Origin of the sequence: Aeromonas jandaei (assembly GCF_037890695.1) — a bacterium.
Lineage (GTDB): Bacteria > Pseudomonadota > Gammaproteobacteria > Enterobacterales > Aeromonadaceae > Aeromonas > Aeromonas jandaei.
In genome coordinates, this window is record NZ_CP149571.1 from 3,517,805 (window position 1) to 3,532,833 (window position 15,029).

The following is a 15,029-nucleotide window of genomic DNA, read 5'->3' on the forward strand; positions in this document are numbered from 1 at the left end:
AACATGATTTCCAAACAGTTTTATCACACGCTTCAGGCCAGGGTCAGACAAGCCGAACAGGCCACGGATGCCGAACTGGTGACCGTGCTGGCCCCGGCCAGCGATGGATATCGCTATATTCCCACCCTCTGGGCCGCTCTGTTGGCCATGCTGACCCCGCTGCTGGTATTCCAGCTCGGCTTCTGGCTCGGCTGGTACGAGATCCTGCTGGTGCAGTGGTCGGTCTGGCTGCTGCTGAGTCTGCTGTTCCACTGGACCCCTATCAAGATGCGGCTGATCCCGAAACAGGTACGCCAGCACAGGGCCGCCCTGATGGCTCGCCTGCAATTTGTCGAGCAGGGGCTGCACCGCACCCGCGATCGTCTGGGGGTGCTCATTTTTGTCTCGGCTGCCGAGCACTATGTCGAGATCCTGGTGGATGACGGCATTGCCCAGCATATCGATAACAGCCAGTGGCAGGAGATCATCAACGACTTCGTGATGCGGGTACGCAACAACGAGATCGAGCAAGGTTTTCTGGAGTGTGTGGAGCGCACCAGCGCCATTCTGACCGACGCCTTCCCTGCAACCCGTGACCAGAACGAGCTGCCGGACAGCCTGATCATCCTCGACAAGCCCTGAATCGGATTAAAAAAACGGCTTTCTGTTCAAGGGTTAGGCACTCGAGAAAGATTATGAAAAATAAGGGGAAAAATGGTTGACCCGCCCAGCCATTTCCCCTAAATTACGCCCCGTTCCAGCGCAACGGCGCAACGAACGAAAATTTGGTGAGGTGTCCGAGTGGCTGAAGGAGCACGCCTGGAAAGTGTGTATACGGCAACGTATCGAGGGTTCGAATCCCTCCCTCACCGCCAAATTTAGAAAAGCCGACCTCAGGGTCGGCTTTTTGCTTTTCTACTGCTTGCTCGCTCTATCTTCCCTATTATTTATCCTGCACTGCCTGCTTTTTAAGCGCCCTCGATATCCATGCCATGCAGACTTGGCCATAGCTCTAATTTATTGCTCGCAGATTGGATATCATTTTGAAAAACTGATACTTAAATAGCTAAACTAGCCATTATCAACATTCAGGGATGTGTAAAAAATGAGCTTAATCGGCTTGGTGCTGGCGTTGATCGCCATCTTGGGCGGTAACATGATCGAGGGCGGCCATCCCAGTGCGCTACTTGACCTGCCCGCCTTTCTTATCGTAATCGGCGGTACCATCGGCGCCGCACTGACCCAGTTTCCCTTCTCCGTCGTAGGTAACAGCCTGAAACGGTTCAAATGGCTGCTTGCTCCCCTCAAACTCGACATGCTGGAACAGGCCCAGCTGCTCGAAACTCTGGCAGGCAATGCCCGGCGCAGCGGTATGCTGGCACTTGAGGGGATGATTGAAGAGATTAAGGATCCCTTTTTGAAAAAAGGGGTACAGATGATGGTCGATGGCTACGAGAAGACCAAGATCCACGAGGTGCTGGAAAACGAGATCGAATTTGAACAGGAAGATCTCGAACAAACCGTCAAATTCTATGAAGCCATGGGGGGCTACTGCCCGACGATGGGGATCGTGGGTGCGGTATTCGGCCTCATCCACGCGATGGGCTTGCTGGATGCACCGGACAAACTCGGTGGTGCCATCGCGGTAGCCTTTATCGCAACCATCTACGGGGTATCAGCCGCCAACCTCATATTTTTGCCATTTGGCAACCGCTACAAGGCGTTTGCTCACCAGATCCGCCACTACAAGGAGATGACCCTCACCGGCATTCTTTGCATCGTGGATGGCGAGTCTCAAGCAAGACTGCAAGTAACCCTCGAACCCTATCTGGGAGGTCATGGTGGCCAAAAAGAAAAAGGCTGAAGCACCAGAGAACCACGAACGCTGGCTGGTCTCCTATGCCGACTTCATGACTCTGCTGTTCGCCCTGTTCGTGGTGCTCTACTCCTTTGCGATGGCCAAACAGTCAGAGACCCGGGTGCTGATCCAGGGCTTTATCGAGTCGCTGGGTAAAATTGGTCTGGTCTCCCCTCCCGCAGGTTCACCTGTCATGCAGGGGGGGACAGGCATCCTCGAGCCGGAATCCAAAACCACACCGAGCAGCCCGAAGAAAGAGACGGTGCTGGAGAAGGATGCTCCGATGGCGGCATCTGACCCGTTCAACGAGACCATAGGTGCCTCGGAGAAGCCGAGTGCCACCGAGTCCTGGCCACACAAGACCAAAGAGCAGGAGTGGGTTCAGGTCACCAAGAAGAAACTTGAACAACAACTCAAGGCACAGATTGAATCCAAGGATCTGGAAGTCGAGCAGCTTGGCAGTCAGCTGGTGATCCGCATCGGTGAGAAGGCGCTCTTCCCGGCCGACTCGGCATTTCTGCAGCCCCAGTTTGTACCGCTGGTCAACAAGATATCGGGCATTCTTGCCGATATTCCGGGGGCCATAGTCGTCACCGGTCACACCGATGATTCGCAGGCTCCGGTAGAGCTCTACCGCAACAACTGGGAACTGTCAGTACTGCGCGCCTCCGCGATAGTGCAGACACTGCTTGGCAATCCCAAACTGGATGCCAAGCGGGTTATCGCCCAGGGCGTAGCTGATACCCAGCCACGCTATGCCAATGACACAGCAGATCACCGGCAGGCCAACCGCCGGGTCGAGATCACTCTCTCTCAAGGCAAAGCCGCCGAACAGGCTCTTCCCCTGCTCAAACCCTGAGCGATAACACCCTCCGCATACAACCACCGCCCTGACTTCACACAGGGCGGCGGGTTACCCCTTTCAAAAAGCACAGACATATAGCCACTTATTTGAAATGGCTATTTCAGACAGAAATACAGCCAATTGTCGCTGGATAATAATCAACCTTCGAAAGCTCAAATTTCAGACATGTCATCTGATCTGACCAGCGTCAATTACATACATTTTTCTCAATAAAATTGAGCTCCGTAACAAAATTTAATTTCCACTTAACCGATTAATAATTAATCCATAAAAATGACATGTAAATCAGTACTAAAGTGTCATAATGCGTGACATCATTGTTACACCGCATGATTAATTCGGTTAGGGAAAACCTCTATGTTTGCTGATATTGCTGTTCAACATTGGGCTTTTGCCATCTACGTCATTGCAGCTATTTGCCTCTGCCTGGGGATGATCGGCCTTGCTGCCGTGCTGGGTGGCCGTGCTCATGGCCGCACCAAAAACAAACCCTTCGAATCAGGCGTTGACTCGGTCGGCAGTGCCCGGCTGCGTTTCTCTGCCAAGTTCTATCTGGTCGCCATGTTCTTCGTCATCTTCGATGTCGAGGCACTCTACCTGTTCGCCTGGTCCGTTTCCGTTCGCGAAAGCGGCTGGGTCGGTTTCATTGAAGCCACCATTTTCATCGGTCTGCTGTTGATCGGTCTGGTCTACCTCTGGCGCATCGGTGCGCTGGAGTGGTCGCCGCGCAAACCGCAGCTGAACAACAAAAACAGTGACTGAATCACAGACCCTTTCCTTGAGGTTGCACCATGAAGTACACCCTTACCCGGATAGACCCGGATGCACCGGTTGAACGCTATCCCCAGGAGCAGAGCCAAACCGTCGATGACCCTCTGATGCAGCAAGCCGAGCGCGGCATCCTGATGGGACGGGTCGAGGAGGTGTTGCAAAATGCCGTCAACTGGGGTCGCAAGAACTCCCTGTGGCCCTACAACTTCGGTATCTCCTGCTGCTACGTGGAGATGTGTACCGCCTTCACCTCACCCCACGATGTGGCCCGCTTCGGGGCCGAAGTTATCCGAGCCTCTCCCCGTCAGGCCGATTTCATGGTGATCGCAGGTACACCCTTCATCAAGATGGCGCCAGTCATCCAGCGTCTCTATGAGCAGTTGCTCGAGCCCAAATGGGTGATTTCGATGGGTGCCTGTGCCAACTCCGGCGGTATGTATGACATCTACTCGGTGGTTCAGGGCGTCGACAAGTTTCTGCCGGTCGATGTTTATATTCCGGGTTGCCCGCCCCGTCCCGAAGCCTTTTTGCAAGCCCTGATGCTGTTGCAAGACTCTATCGGCAAGGAGCGTCGCCCCCTCTCCTGGGTGGTTGGCGATCAGGGGATCTATCGTCCCGAGATGCCGGCCGAGAAGGACCGCAAGCGCGGCGAGCGGATTGATGTGACCAACCTGCGCACGCCGGATGAGATCTGACCATGAAACTGACTCGCGATTTTCCCAGCAATTATGCAATGGCCCAGTGGCAACCCACCGATCATAAGGATGCCAAGGTCATTGGCGAACTGTTCGCCCATTTCGGGGCGCAGCATTTCACCGTGCAGACTACCCGTACCGGCGTGCCTGTCGTCTGGCTTGCCCGGGAGCTGCTGCTTGATGTAATGAGCTTTTTGCGCAAGGTGCCCTCCCCGTTCGTGATGCTCTTCGATCTGAGTGCGACTGACGAACGGCTACGCACCCACCGCGAAGGTCTGCCGCAAAGCGACTTCACCGTTTTCTATCACCTCATCTCCATCGACCGTAACGCCGATGTAATGCTGAAGGTGCCGCTTACCGAAAGCGATCTACATCTGCCAACCGTCACCGGCCACTTCCCCAATGCCAACTGGTATGAACGGGAGGTATGGGATCTGCTGGGCATCACCTTCGATGGTCATCCCCACCTGACCCGTATCATGATGCCCAAAAGCTGGCAGGGACATCCGCTGCGCAAAGATTACCCTGCACGCGCCACCGAATTTGATCCCTTTATGCTCGATGCTGCCAAGCAGGACATGGAGCAGGAGAACCTGCTGTTCAAGCCGGAGGAGTGGGGTCTGGCACGTGGCAACGAGAACGAGGACTACATGTTCCTCAACCTCGGCCCCAACCACCCCTCGGCTCACGGCGCCTTCCGGCTGGTACTGCAACTCGATGGCGAGGAGATCCGCAACTGTGTGCCCGATATCGGTTACCACCATCGCGGTGCCGAGAAGATGGGCGAGCGCCAGTCCTGGCACAGCTACATTCCCTATACCGACCGGGTCGAGTATCTGGGCGGGGTGATGAACAACCTCCCCTACGTGCTGGCGGTCGAGAAGCTGGCCGGTATCAAGGTGCCCCAGCGGGTCGACATGATCCGGGTGATGATGGCGGAGCTGTTCCGCATCCAGAGTCACCTGTTGTTCCTCGGTACCTATATCCAAGACGTGGGGGCCATGACCCCGGTCTTCTTCACCTTTACCGACCGCCAGAAGATTTACACCATCATCGAGGCGATCACCGGCGCCCGTATGCATCCGGCCTGGTTCCGCATCGGCGGTGTTGCCCACGACCTGCCCAACGGATGGCAACGTCTGATCCAGGACAACCTGCTGAGCTGGCTGCCCAAGCGGCTGATGGATTACGAGAAAGCTGCGATGCGCAACAGTATTCTGCGCGGCCGTACTATCGGGGTCTCTGCCTATACCACCGAGCAGGCGTTGTCCTGGGGCACCACGGGGGCCGGATTGCGCGCCACCGGCCTCAACTTCGACGTGCGCAAGTGGCGTCCCTACTCCGGTTACGATCAGTTCGACTTCGAAGTACCGGTCGGCAGCAACGGCGATGCCTATGATCGCGCCACCGTTCGCATCGAGGAGATCCGTCAAAGCCTCTCCATCATCGAGCAGTGCATGAAGAACATGCCGGAGGGGCCATTCAAGGCGGATCACCCGCTGACCACTCCGCCGCCCAAAGAGCGCACGCTGCAGCACATCGAGACCCTGATCAACCACTTCCTGCAAGTGTCTTGGGGCCCGGTCATGCCGGCAGCCGAATCGTTCCAGATGATTGAGGCGACCAAGGGCGTCAACAGTTACTACCTGACCAGCGATGGCTCAACCATGAGCTACCGGACCCGGATCCGCACCCCGAGCTTTGCTCACCTGCAACAGATCCCCTCGGTGATCAAGGGCAGCATGGTGTCGGATCTCATCGTCTATCTGGGCAGTATCGATTTCGTTATGTCGGATGTGGACCGTTAACTCATCACGGGTTGCTCGCCAAGGCGAGTGACCCGCAATGACGAGACAACAGGACTCGCAGTAAAAGGACAAGCCACAAAAGGTCAAGTCATGAGCCAGCAATGTCAGTGTCACAATAATCAGACCCCGCAGGGGCAAGGGGCTTGCAGCAGCAAACAGGACGACTTTGTCCTGAGTCAGGCTGAACGCGATGCCATCGAACATGAGAAACACCATTACGAAGATCCCCGTGCTGCCAGCATCGAAGCGCTCAAGATAGTGCAGCAGGCCCGTGGCTGGGTGCCTGACGGCGCCATTTCAGCGATTGCCACCGAACTTGGCATTCCCGCCAGCGACGTGGAGGGAGTTGCCACCTTCTATAGCCAGATCTTCCGTCAGCCAGTTGGTCGCCATGTCATCCGCGTTTGCGACAGCATGGTCTGCTACATCAACGGTCACGAAGAGCTGCTGGCTGGCCTCAAGGAGGTGATGAACCTCGCTCCCGGCCAGACCACAGCCGATGGCCGCTTCACCCTGTTGCCGGTCTGCTGCCTGGGCAACTGCGACAAGGGGCCGGCCATCATGATCGATGACGACACCTATGGCGGGCTCGACCCCGTTACCTTGCTGAAAACACTGGAGGCATACCCATGAGCCTGCAGCAGAGCAAGATCCTTACCTCCTTTGGCACCGCAAACCGCACCCCACGTGCGGCCGAGACCCATCCGCTTACCTGGCGGCTGCGTGACGACGGCCAGCCGGTATGGCTGGAGGAGTATCAGGCCAAGCAGGGTTATGAAGCGGTGCGCAAAGCGCTCGGCCAGATGAGTCCGGACGAGATCGTCAGTACCGTCAAGGATGCCGGTCTCAAGGGGCGTGGCGGCGCGGGCTTCCCCACTGGCGTGAAGTGGGGGCTGATGCCCAAAGACGAGAGCATGAACATCCGCTACCTGCTCTGTAACGCCGACGAGATGGAGCCCAACACCTGGAAAGATCGGCTGCTGATGGAGCAACTGCCCCACCTGCTGATCGAAGGGATGATTATCTCGGCCCGGGCGCTGAAAGCCTATCGCGGTTATATCTTCCTGCGCGGCGAGTATGTCGATGCCGCCATCAACCTGCGTCGTGCGGTAGAAGAGGCAAAAGCCGCCGGTTTGCTTGGCAAGAACATTCTGGGCTCGGGTTTTGACTTCGAGCTGTTTGTTCACACTGGCGCCGGTCGCTACATCTGTGGCGAAGAGACGGCCCTTATCAACTCGCTGGAAGGGCGCCGCGCCAACCCGCGCGCCAAACCCCCCTTCCCCGCAGTTTCCGGCGTCTGGGGCAAGCCCACCTGCGTCAACAACGTCGAGACCCTCTGCAACGTGCCCGCCATTATCGGCAACGGGGTGGCCTGGTATCACGGGCTGGCCCTGCCGGGCTCTGAAGACCACGGTACCAAGCTGATGGGCTTCTCCGGCAAGGTAAACAACCCCGGGGTGTGGGAGCTGCCGTTTGGCATTACCGCCCGCGAGCTGTTTGAAAACTATGCCGGCGGCATGAAGAGCGGCTATCGCCTGAAAGCCTGGCAACCGGGCGGCGCGGGAACCGGTTTCTTGCTGCCTGAGCACCTCGATGCCCAGATGTACACCGCTGGTATCGGCAAGGTAGGCACCCGGATGGGAACCGGCCTCGCCATGGCGGTGGATGACTCCATCAGCATGGTCTCCCTGCTGCGCAACATGGAGGAGTTCTTCGCCCGCGAGTCATGTGGCTGGTGTACTCCCTGTCGCGATGGCCTGCCCTGGAGCGTCAAGCTGCTGCGCGCGCTGGAACGTGGCGAGGGGCAATCAGGCGATCTGGCTACGCTGGAGCAGCTCTGCAATTTCCTGGGCCCGGGTAAAACCTTCTGCGCCCATGCTCCGGGCGCCGTCGAACCGCTTGCCAGCGCGATCAAGTATTTCCGCTCCGAATTCGAAGCGGGGATCAAGGGCAGCGGCGATAACCGCAAGCCGGTCAAAGGGATCCAGCCCAATCTCTTGGGTGAACGCTGGTAAACGCCAAGCGCATCAGACAATAGCCGAATTCACAAAACAGGTTTCAGGGAAGTTGTATGGCGACCATTCATGTAGACGGTAAAGAGTACGAGGTAGACGGGGCAGATAACCTGCTGCAAGCCTGTCTGTCCCTCGGTCTGGACGTCCCCTATTTTTGCTGGCACCCGGCGCTTGGTAGCGTGGGAGCCTGCCGCCAGTGCGCGGTCAAACAGTATCAAAATGCCGATGACAAGCGTGGCCGTCTGGTGATGTCCTGCATGACACCGGCCACCGATGGCACCTATATCGCCATCGAAGATGAAGAGGCCAAGGAGTTTCGCAAGAGCGTGGTGGAGTGGCTGATGACCAACCACCCCCACGACTGTCCGGTGTGTGAAGAGGGTGGTGCCTGCCACCTGCAGGATATGACGGTGATGACCGGCCACAACAGCCGTCGCTACCGTTTCACCAAACGCACCCACCAGAATCAGGATCTCGGCCCCTTCATCAGCCACGAGATGAACCGCTGCATCGCCTGCTACCGCTGCGTCCGTTACTACAAGGATTATGCCGGTGGCGAGGATCTTGGCGTCTACGGTGCCCACGACAACGTCTATTTCGGACGGGTTGAGGATGGCACGCTGGAGAGCGAATTCTCCGGCAACCTGGTGGAAATCTGCCCTACCGGGGTTTTCACCGATAAGACTCACTCTGAGCGCTACAACCGCAAATGGGACATGCAGTTTGCCCCGAGCGTCTGCCAGCAGTGTTCCGTGGGCTGCAACATCAGCCCGGGCGAACGTTATGGCGAACTGCGCCGTATCGAAAACCGCTTCCACGGCAGCCTCAACCACTACTTCCTCTGCGATCGCGGCCGCTTTGGCTATGGCTATGTCAACCTGGCCGACCGCCCGCGCCAACCGCTGCTGCGTGAAGGTAACGACAAACTGGCCATCACGGTCGATGGTGCCCTCAACCGCGCCGCCGATGCCTTGCGTACCGCCAGCGGAGTGATCGGTATCGGTTCACCCCGCGCGTCGCTGGAGAGCAACTTCGCTCTGCGCGAACTGGTGGGTGAAGAGAACTTCTATTGCGGCATGGAGCAGGCCGAGTGGGAATGCCAGCAGAAGATCCTGCAGATTTTGCAGCATGGTGGCGTATCAACACCAAGCCTGCGCGACATGGAAGAGGCCGACGCCATTCTGGTACTCGGCGAAGATGTCACCATGAGCGCGGCTCGAATTGCGCTGGCCCTGCGTCAAGCCGTCAAGGGCAAGGCCCGCGAACTGGCCCGCAAGATGAAGGTCGACCTGTGGCAGGTTGCCGCGGTGCAGACTCTGGGCCAGAACGAGCGCTATCCGCTGCTCATCACCAGTCTCGACAACACCCGTCTCGATGACGTAGCGGCCGACAAACTGCACGCTCCCTACGCCGATCAGGCGCGCCTTGGCTTTGCCATCGCCAACCTGCTCGACAATGCGGCGCCAGCTATCGCCGACCTCTCTGCCGAGCAGCAGGCTCAGGCTGCACGCTGGGCCGAGCTGCTGGGCAACGCCAAAAAGCCGCTCATCATCGCCGGCTCCAGCGCACGCAGCGTGGCGCTGGTTGAAGCAGCCAGCAATATTGCTCGTGCACTGAAAGGGCGTGGTCTGGAAGCCAGCATCGCGCTGGTTGCCCAGGAGGCCAACTCGCTCGGCCTGGCCATGCTGGGTGGCAAGCCGCTTGAAGATGCTTTCGAGCGCATTGAAGCGCAAGAGAAGCTGGCTCTGGTGACGTTGGAGAACGATCTTTATCGCCGTGCTCCGCGCAACCGTGTGGATGCTGCATTGGCGAGACTGCAGCACCTGCTGGTCATCGATCATCAGGACACCCGGACTGCACAAAAGGCTGATCTGATCCTGCCGGCAGCCAGCTTTGCCGAAGCCGATGGCACCCTGGTGAACATGGAAGGTCGCGCCCAGCGCTTCTTCCAGGTTTATGCTCCGGCCTTCTACAACACCGACATTCAGGTGCGTGAAGGGTGGCGCTGGCTGGCGGCACTGCAAGGTGCTCTTGAGCACACATCTCTGCGCTGGCAGAACTTCGACCAGATCAACCATGACTGCGCCAGCAGCAATCCGCTGCTGGCCACCATGCTTGAAGCAGCCCCCAACGCAGGCTTGCGCATCCGCGGCATGCGTCTGGCTCGTGAACCGCACCGCTACAGTGGCCGCACCTCCATGCTGGCCAACCAGAACGTCAGCGAGCCGCGGGTAGCTCAGGATCCGGATTCCCCCTTCAACTTCTCCATGGAAGGGTATGCCGGGGCACGTCAACCGCTGCCGCAAGTACCGTTCGCCTGGGCTCCAGGCTGGAACTCACCTTCCGCCTGGAACAAGTTCCAGGATGAGGTGGGTGGCAAACTGCGCGCCGGTGATCCGGGTCGCCGTCTGCTGGAAGCAAGCGAAGATACCCTTGGCTGGTTTACTACCATCCCCTCCTCCTTCAAGGCAGAGGATGCACTGCAAGTGGTCAACTATGTCCAGTTGTTTGGTGGCGAGGAGCTCTCCGCCCGCAGCCCGGTCATCCAGACCCGGATGAACGAGCCCGAGCTGGTGCTCAATCCGGCCGATGCGCAGCGTCTGGCCCTGCATGCCGGCAATCAGGTCTCCTTCTCCTGGGGTGGCAGCCACTGGCAACTGCGTCTGCGTCTGAGCGAGCAGCTGGCGGCCGGTCTGGTGGGTCTGCCCCTTGGCGTCAACGGCCTGCCAACTGCGCTGCAACAGGCATATCTCAATAACCTGCAGGAGGTCATCGCATGAGCGACTCGCTGATTGATCTGTTGCTGGAGGTCGGCAAGGCACTGCTCGTGCTGGTGGGGATCGTGGGGGCTGGCGCCTTCATGAGCTTCATCGAACGCCGCCTGCTGGCGCTGTGGCAGGATCGTTACGGCCCCAACCGGGTTGGCCCATTCGGCCTGCTGCAACTGGCGGCCGACATGGTCAAGATGTTCTTCAAGGAGGACTGGATCCCGCCATTCGCCGATCGGCGGATCTTCATCCTGGCTCCCATCATCGCCTTCACCGCCTTTATTCTGGCGTTTGCGGTGGTGCCGATCAGCCCGACCTGGGGCGTTGCGGATCTCAACGTGGGTCTGCTTTACATCCTGGCCATCGCGGGGCTGGCGGTCTATGCGGTGCTGTTCGCCGGCTGGTCGAGCAACAACAAGTACTCCCTGCTGGGTAGTCTGCGCGCCTCGGCCCAGACCCTCTCCTACGAGGTGTTCCTCGGCCTCTCCCTGATGGGCGTGGTGATCCAGACCGGCAGCTTCAACCTGCGCGACATCGTCGAGGCTCAGGCTGGTCTGTGGAACGTGATCCCGCAGATCCTTGGCTTTGTCACCTTCCTGTTTGCCGGCGTTGCCGTCACCCACCGCCATCCGTTTGACCAGCCGGAGGCAGAGCAGGAGCTCGCCGATGGCTATCACATCGAGTATGCGGGGATGAAATGGGGTCTCTTCTTCGTGGGCGAGTATATCGGCATCGTGCTGATCTCCTCGCTCATCGTGACCCTCTTCTTTGGTGGCTGGCACGGTCCCTGGTTGCCCCCCTTCATCTGGTTTGCTCTGAAGACCGCCTGCTTCATGGTGTTCTTCATCCTGCTGCGGGCCTCCCTGCCTCGCCCGCGCTTTGACCAGGTGATGGCGTTTGGCTGGAAAGTCTGCTTGCCGCTGACCCTGCTCAATATGCTGGTCACCGCGGCAGTAGTGCTGATGAATGTGCAGTGAGGCACGAGATGAAAATTTTTAGCATTATCCAGGGTGTTGGCACCCAGTTACGCAGTCTGGCCATGGTCTTCTCCCATGCCTGGCGGCCTCGTGAAACCCTGAACTACCCGGAAGAGGCGGTCTATGTGCCGCCCCGCTACCGCGGCCGTATCGTGCTGACTCGCGATCCGGACGGAGACGAGCGCTGCGTGGCCTGCAACCTCTGCGCGGTTGCCTGCCCGGTCGGCTGCATCTCGCTGCAAAAATCCGAGCGGGAAGATGGCCGCTGGTACCCGGAATTCTTTCGCATCAACTTCTCCCGCTGCATCTTCTGCGGCCTGTGCGAAGAGGCTTGCCCTACCACCGCTATCCAGCTGACGCCGGATTTCGAAATGGGCGAGTATCGCCGCCAGGATCTGGTGTACGAGAAGGAAGATCTGCTGATCAGCGGGCCAGGCAAATACCCGGACTACAACTTCTATCGCATGAGCGGGATGGCCATCGACGGCAAACCGAAAGGGGAAGCCGAAAACGAAGCCAAACCCATCGATGTCAAGAGCCTGCTGCCCTGAGGAGTCAATCATGGAACTGGCATTTTATGCCTCGGCCCTGGTGGCCATTTACAGCACGCTGCGGGTGATCAGCACCAGCAACCCCATGCATGCGCTGCTTAATCTAATTATCTCCCTCATCGCCGTGGCCATGATCTTCTTCTGCTTGGGTGCCGCCTTTGCCGGCGCCCTGCAGGTGATCGTCTACGCAGGCGCCATCATGGTGCTGTTCGTGTTTGTGGTGATGATGCTGAACCTGGGTTCAGCACAGGCGCAGGAGAAAAACTGGCTCACCCCCATGACCTGGGTGGGGCCAGCCCTGCTCTCGCTGATCCTGCTGGGCTTCCTGGCCCACGGCATCCTCGGTGTTACCGGCGGCCTGCTCGGGGTGACCGATGTCACCGCCAAACAGGTGGGTGTCGAACTCTTTGGCCCCTATGTGCTGGCAGTGGAGCTTGCCTCCATCCTGCTGCTGGCGGGTCTGGTGACCGCCTACCATCTGGGCCGGGAAGACAAGAGCGGCGAAGTGCTCTCCGTCCCCCGCAATCAATCACGTCCGTCACATGAAGGAGGTCAGCAATGAATGGAATCCCCATGGAGCACGGCCTCCTGCTGGCCGCGGTGCTCTTCTGCATCGGGTTATGCGGCCTGCTGATCCGCCGCAACCTGCTCTACATCCTGATGAGCATCGAAATCATGATGAATGCGTCGGCACTGGCATTTGTGGTGGCGGGTAGCCGCTGGGCTCAGGCCGATGGCCAGATCATGTACATACTGGTGATTTCTCTGGCAGCAGCGGAGGCCAGTATCGGCCTTGCCCTGTTACTGCTGCTCTATCGTCGTTACCACACCCTTAACGTGGATACTGTGAGCGAGATGCACGGATGAGCCTATTATATCTGACTTTTCTATTTCCGCTGCTGGGGTGGCTGGTATTGGCCTTCTCCCTCGGCCGTCTGGGGGAGCGCACCTCGGCGCTGATCGGGGTAGGTTCCATTGGTCTCTCGGCGCTTACCACACTCTGGGTCGGCATGGACTTTCTGGCCAACCCGCCCGAGGGTGGCGTCTATATCCAGCACCTGTGGCAGTGGATGGCGGTAGGCCACTTCACCCCCACCTTCAGCCTGGCGCTGGATGGCCTGTCACTGACCATGCTGGGCGTAGTGACAGGGGTGGGCTTCTTCATCCACCTGTTCGCCTCCTGGTACATGCGCGGTGAAGAGGGCTACTCCCGCTTCTTCACCTATACCAACCTCTTTATCGCCAGCATGCTGTTTCTGGTGCTGGCCGATGACCTGCTGTTTGTCTACCTCGGCTGGGAAGGGGTGGGGCTGTGCAGCTACCTGCTGATCGGCTTCTACTACAAGGATCGCAACAATGGCGCGGCGGCCCTCAAGGCCTTCATCGTGACCCGTGTAGGTGACGTGTTCCTCGCCATCGGCCTGTTTATCCTTTATCGCGAACTGGGCACTCTCAATATTCACGAGCTGCTGGTTCGCGCCCCGACCATGTTTGCCGAAGGCTCCCCTGCCCTGTCACTCGCCTGCCTGATGCTGCTGGGCGGTGCGGTCGGTAAATCGGCCCAGCTGCCGCTGCAAACCTGGTTGGCAGATGCGATGGCAGGCCCGACCCCGGTCTCCGCGCTGATCCACGCTGCCACCATGGTGACCGCCGGTGTCTACCTGATTGCCCGCACCCATGGTCTGTTCCTGCTTGCGCCGGAGATCCTCCATCTGGTCGGGCTGGTTGGCGCCATCACCCTGGTGCTGGCCGGCTTTGCGGCGCTGGTACAGACCGATATCAAGCGGATCCTCGCCTACTCCACCATGAGCCAGATTGGCTACATGTTCCTGGCTCTCGGTGTCGGCGCATGGGAAGGTGCCATCTTTCACCTGATGACCCATGCCTTTTTCAAGGCGCTGCTGTTCCTCTCCGCCGGTGCCGTTATCGTCGCGACCCACCACCAGCAGAACATCTTCAAGATGGGTGGCCTGCGCAAGAGTCTGCCGCTGGTCTATGCCTGCTTCCTGGTGGGTGGTTCGGCGCTGGCCGCGCTGCCGCTGGTCACCTCCGGTTTCTACAGTAAGGACGCCATCCTGTGGCAAGTAGAAGCCTCTGGCCAAAGCGCTCTGCTGTGGGCCGGTCTGGTAGGGGCATTCCTCACCTCCCTCTACACCTTCCGACTGATCTTTATCGCCTTCCATGGCAAAGAGCAGACCAAAGCCCACGCCGGTCACGGTCTGGCTCACCATCTGCCGCTCTTGGTTCTGCTGGTGCTCTCCACCGGGATTGGGGCTCTTATCACCCCACCGCTGGCAGGTGTGCTGCCGGCAGGCCCGGGGGATCATATCGAAGAGGGTCGTCATGCACTGGAGATAACCTCCGGCATCATCGCCATTGCAGGGATCGCGCTGGCCGCGTTTCTGTTCCTTGGTGAGCGCCGTCTGGCCACATCCATTGCCAACAGCGCCCCGGGCCGTCTGCTCAGCACCCTCTGGTTCAACGCCTGGGGCTTTGACTGGCTCTACGACCAGCTGTGGGTCAAGCCCTATCTGCTGGCTACCCGTCTGGTCGGGCAGGATCCGCTGGACTGGATGATGGGCCTGCCCGCCTGGTTCGCCCTGCGTGGCAACCAGCTGCTGGCCTGGACGGTGACCGGTAAGTTGCGCTGGTATGCCGCTTCCATGGGGATCGGTGCCGCACTGGTGCTGGCACTGCTGCTACTGGGGTAAACGCGATGAACAACACGAAAATCGTACAGCC

At 58.9% G+C, this 15,029-nt stretch carries 14 protein-coding genes and 1 tRNA gene; all 15 read left to right on the top strand.

What is annotated here, in order from left to right; genetic code table 11:
• The first annotated feature begins 3 nt into the window (after positions 1-3).
• The 15 genes from WE862_RS16435 to nuoL all read left to right on the top strand — a co-directional run bounded on the left by WE862_RS16435 (position 4) and on the right by nuoL (position 14,998).
• Positions 4-621, top strand: coding sequence for a TPM domain-containing protein (locus WE862_RS16435; protein ID WP_041207438.1), 618 nt, complete (start codon positions 4-6; stop codon positions 619-621).
• A 145-nt stretch (positions 622-766) separates the two neighbouring features.
• Positions 767-854 (top strand) — tRNA-Ser (locus WE862_RS16440).
• Positions 855-1,084: 230 nt separating this feature from the next.
• Complete coding sequence (locus WE862_RS16445) at positions 1,085-1,843, top strand: flagellar motor protein (RefSeq protein ID WP_033114530.1); 759 nt, start codon at positions 1,085-1,087, stop codon at positions 1,841-1,843.
• A complete protein-coding gene (locus tag WE862_RS16450) occupies positions 1,818-2,696 on the top strand; it encodes a flagellar motor protein MotB (RefSeq protein WP_033114529.1) in 879 nt (292 codons plus the stop codon). The genes WE862_RS16445 and WE862_RS16450 overlap by 26 nt, the downstream gene beginning before the upstream one ends.
• Positions 2,697-3,059: 363 nt before the next feature.
• Positions 3,060-3,464, top strand: coding sequence for an NADH-quinone oxidoreductase subunit A (locus WE862_RS16455; protein ID WP_033114528.1), 405 nt, complete (start codon positions 3,060-3,062; stop codon positions 3,462-3,464).
• Between the two features lie 29 nt (positions 3,465-3,493).
• Positions 3,494-4,168: a NuoB/complex I 20 kDa subunit family protein gene (locus WE862_RS16460; RefSeq protein WP_033114527.1), complete on the top strand. Its 675-nt coding sequence runs from the start codon at positions 3,494-3,496 to the stop codon at positions 4,166-4,168.
• Between the two features lie 2 nt (positions 4,169-4,170).
• The gene (nuoC, locus tag WE862_RS16465; protein WP_042033536.1) at positions 4,171-5,976 is read left to right on the top strand and encodes an NADH-quinone oxidoreductase subunit C/D; all 1,806 of its coding nucleotides are present in this window, start codon (positions 4,171-4,173) and stop codon (positions 5,974-5,976) included.
• Positions 5,977-6,066: 90 nt separating this feature from the next.
• Complete coding sequence (gene nuoE / locus WE862_RS16470; protein WP_042033538.1) at positions 6,067-6,609, top strand: NADH-quinone oxidoreductase subunit NuoE; 543 nt, start codon at positions 6,067-6,069, stop codon at positions 6,607-6,609.
• Complete coding sequence (gene nuoF, locus WE862_RS16475; protein WP_042033539.1) at positions 6,606-7,991, top strand: NADH-quinone oxidoreductase subunit NuoF; 1,386 nt, start codon at positions 6,606-6,608, stop codon at positions 7,989-7,991. The genes nuoE and nuoF overlap by 4 nt, the downstream gene beginning before the upstream one ends.
• 56 nt (positions 7,992-8,047) lie before the next feature.
• On the top strand, positions 8,048-10,771 hold the full coding sequence (gene nuoG, locus WE862_RS16480; protein WP_042033540.1) for an NADH-quinone oxidoreductase subunit NuoG: 2,724 nt from the start codon (positions 8,048-8,050) through the stop codon (positions 10,769-10,771).
• Positions 10,768-11,736 carry an NADH-quinone oxidoreductase subunit NuoH gene (nuoH, locus tag WE862_RS16485; protein WP_042033541.1) on the top strand — a complete coding sequence of 323 codons (969 nt, stop codon included), beginning with the start codon at positions 10,768-10,770 and terminating at the stop codon, positions 11,734-11,736. The genes nuoG and nuoH overlap by 4 nt, the downstream gene beginning before the upstream one ends.
• 8 nt (positions 11,737-11,744) lie before the next feature.
• Positions 11,745-12,287: an NADH-quinone oxidoreductase subunit NuoI gene (nuoI, locus tag WE862_RS16490; RefSeq protein WP_033114521.1), complete on the top strand. Its 543-nt coding sequence runs from the start codon at positions 11,745-11,747 to the stop codon at positions 12,285-12,287.
• Positions 12,288-12,297: 10 nt separating this feature from the next.
• Positions 12,298-12,849, top strand: a complete 552-nt coding sequence (nuoJ, locus tag WE862_RS16495) for an NADH-quinone oxidoreductase subunit J (protein ID WP_033114520.1) — start codon at positions 12,298-12,300, stop codon at positions 12,847-12,849.
• On the top strand, positions 12,846-13,154 hold the full coding sequence (gene nuoK, locus WE862_RS16500) for an NADH-quinone oxidoreductase subunit NuoK (RefSeq protein ID WP_033114519.1): 309 nt from the start codon (positions 12,846-12,848) through the stop codon (positions 13,152-13,154). The genes nuoJ and nuoK overlap by 4 nt, the downstream gene beginning before the upstream one ends.
• Positions 13,151-14,998, top strand: coding sequence for an NADH-quinone oxidoreductase subunit L (gene nuoL / locus WE862_RS16505; RefSeq protein WP_042033542.1), 1,848 nt, complete (start codon positions 13,151-13,153; stop codon positions 14,996-14,998). Before nuoK ends, nuoL begins: the two co-directional genes overlap by 4 nt.
• The last annotated feature ends 31 nt before the right edge of the window (positions 14,999-15,029 follow it).

Excerpts from the sequence above, each read along its gene's own strand:
- WE862_RS16435 (WP_041207438.1), top strand. The coding sequence starts at position 4 with ATGATTTCCAAACAGTTTTATCACACGCTTCAGGCCAGGGTCAGACAA.
- WE862_RS16445 (WP_033114530.1), top strand. The coding sequence starts at position 1,085 with ATGAGCTTAATCGGCTTGGTGCTGGCGTTGATCGCCATCTTGGGCGGT.
- WE862_RS16450 (WP_033114529.1), top strand. The coding sequence starts at position 1,818 with ATGGTGGCCAAAAAGAAAAAGGCTGAAGCACCAGAGAACCACGAACGC.
- WE862_RS16455 (WP_033114528.1), top strand. The coding sequence starts at position 3,060 with ATGTTTGCTGATATTGCTGTTCAACATTGGGCTTTTGCCATCTACGTC.
- WE862_RS16460 (WP_033114527.1), top strand. The coding sequence starts at position 3,494 with ATGAAGTACACCCTTACCCGGATAGACCCGGATGCACCGGTTGAACGC.
- nuoC (WP_042033536.1), top strand. The coding sequence starts at position 4,171 with ATGAAACTGACTCGCGATTTTCCCAGCAATTATGCAATGGCCCAGTGG.
- nuoE (WP_042033538.1), top strand. The coding sequence starts at position 6,067 with ATGAGCCAGCAATGTCAGTGTCACAATAATCAGACCCCGCAGGGGCAA.
- nuoF (WP_042033539.1), top strand. The coding sequence starts at position 6,606 with ATGAGCCTGCAGCAGAGCAAGATCCTTACCTCCTTTGGCACCGCAAAC.
- nuoG (WP_042033540.1), top strand. The coding sequence starts at position 8,048 with ATGGCGACCATTCATGTAGACGGTAAAGAGTACGAGGTAGACGGGGCA.
- nuoH (WP_042033541.1), top strand. The coding sequence starts at position 10,768 with ATGAGCGACTCGCTGATTGATCTGTTGCTGGAGGTCGGCAAGGCACTG.
- nuoI (WP_033114521.1), top strand. The coding sequence starts at position 11,745 with ATGAAAATTTTTAGCATTATCCAGGGTGTTGGCACCCAGTTACGCAGT.
- nuoJ (WP_033114520.1), top strand. The coding sequence starts at position 12,298 with ATGGAACTGGCATTTTATGCCTCGGCCCTGGTGGCCATTTACAGCACG.
- nuoK (WP_033114519.1), top strand. The coding sequence starts at position 12,846 with ATGAATGGAATCCCCATGGAGCACGGCCTCCTGCTGGCCGCGGTGCTC.
- nuoL (WP_042033542.1), top strand. The coding sequence starts at position 13,151 with ATGAGCCTATTATATCTGACTTTTCTATTTCCGCTGCTGGGGTGGCTG.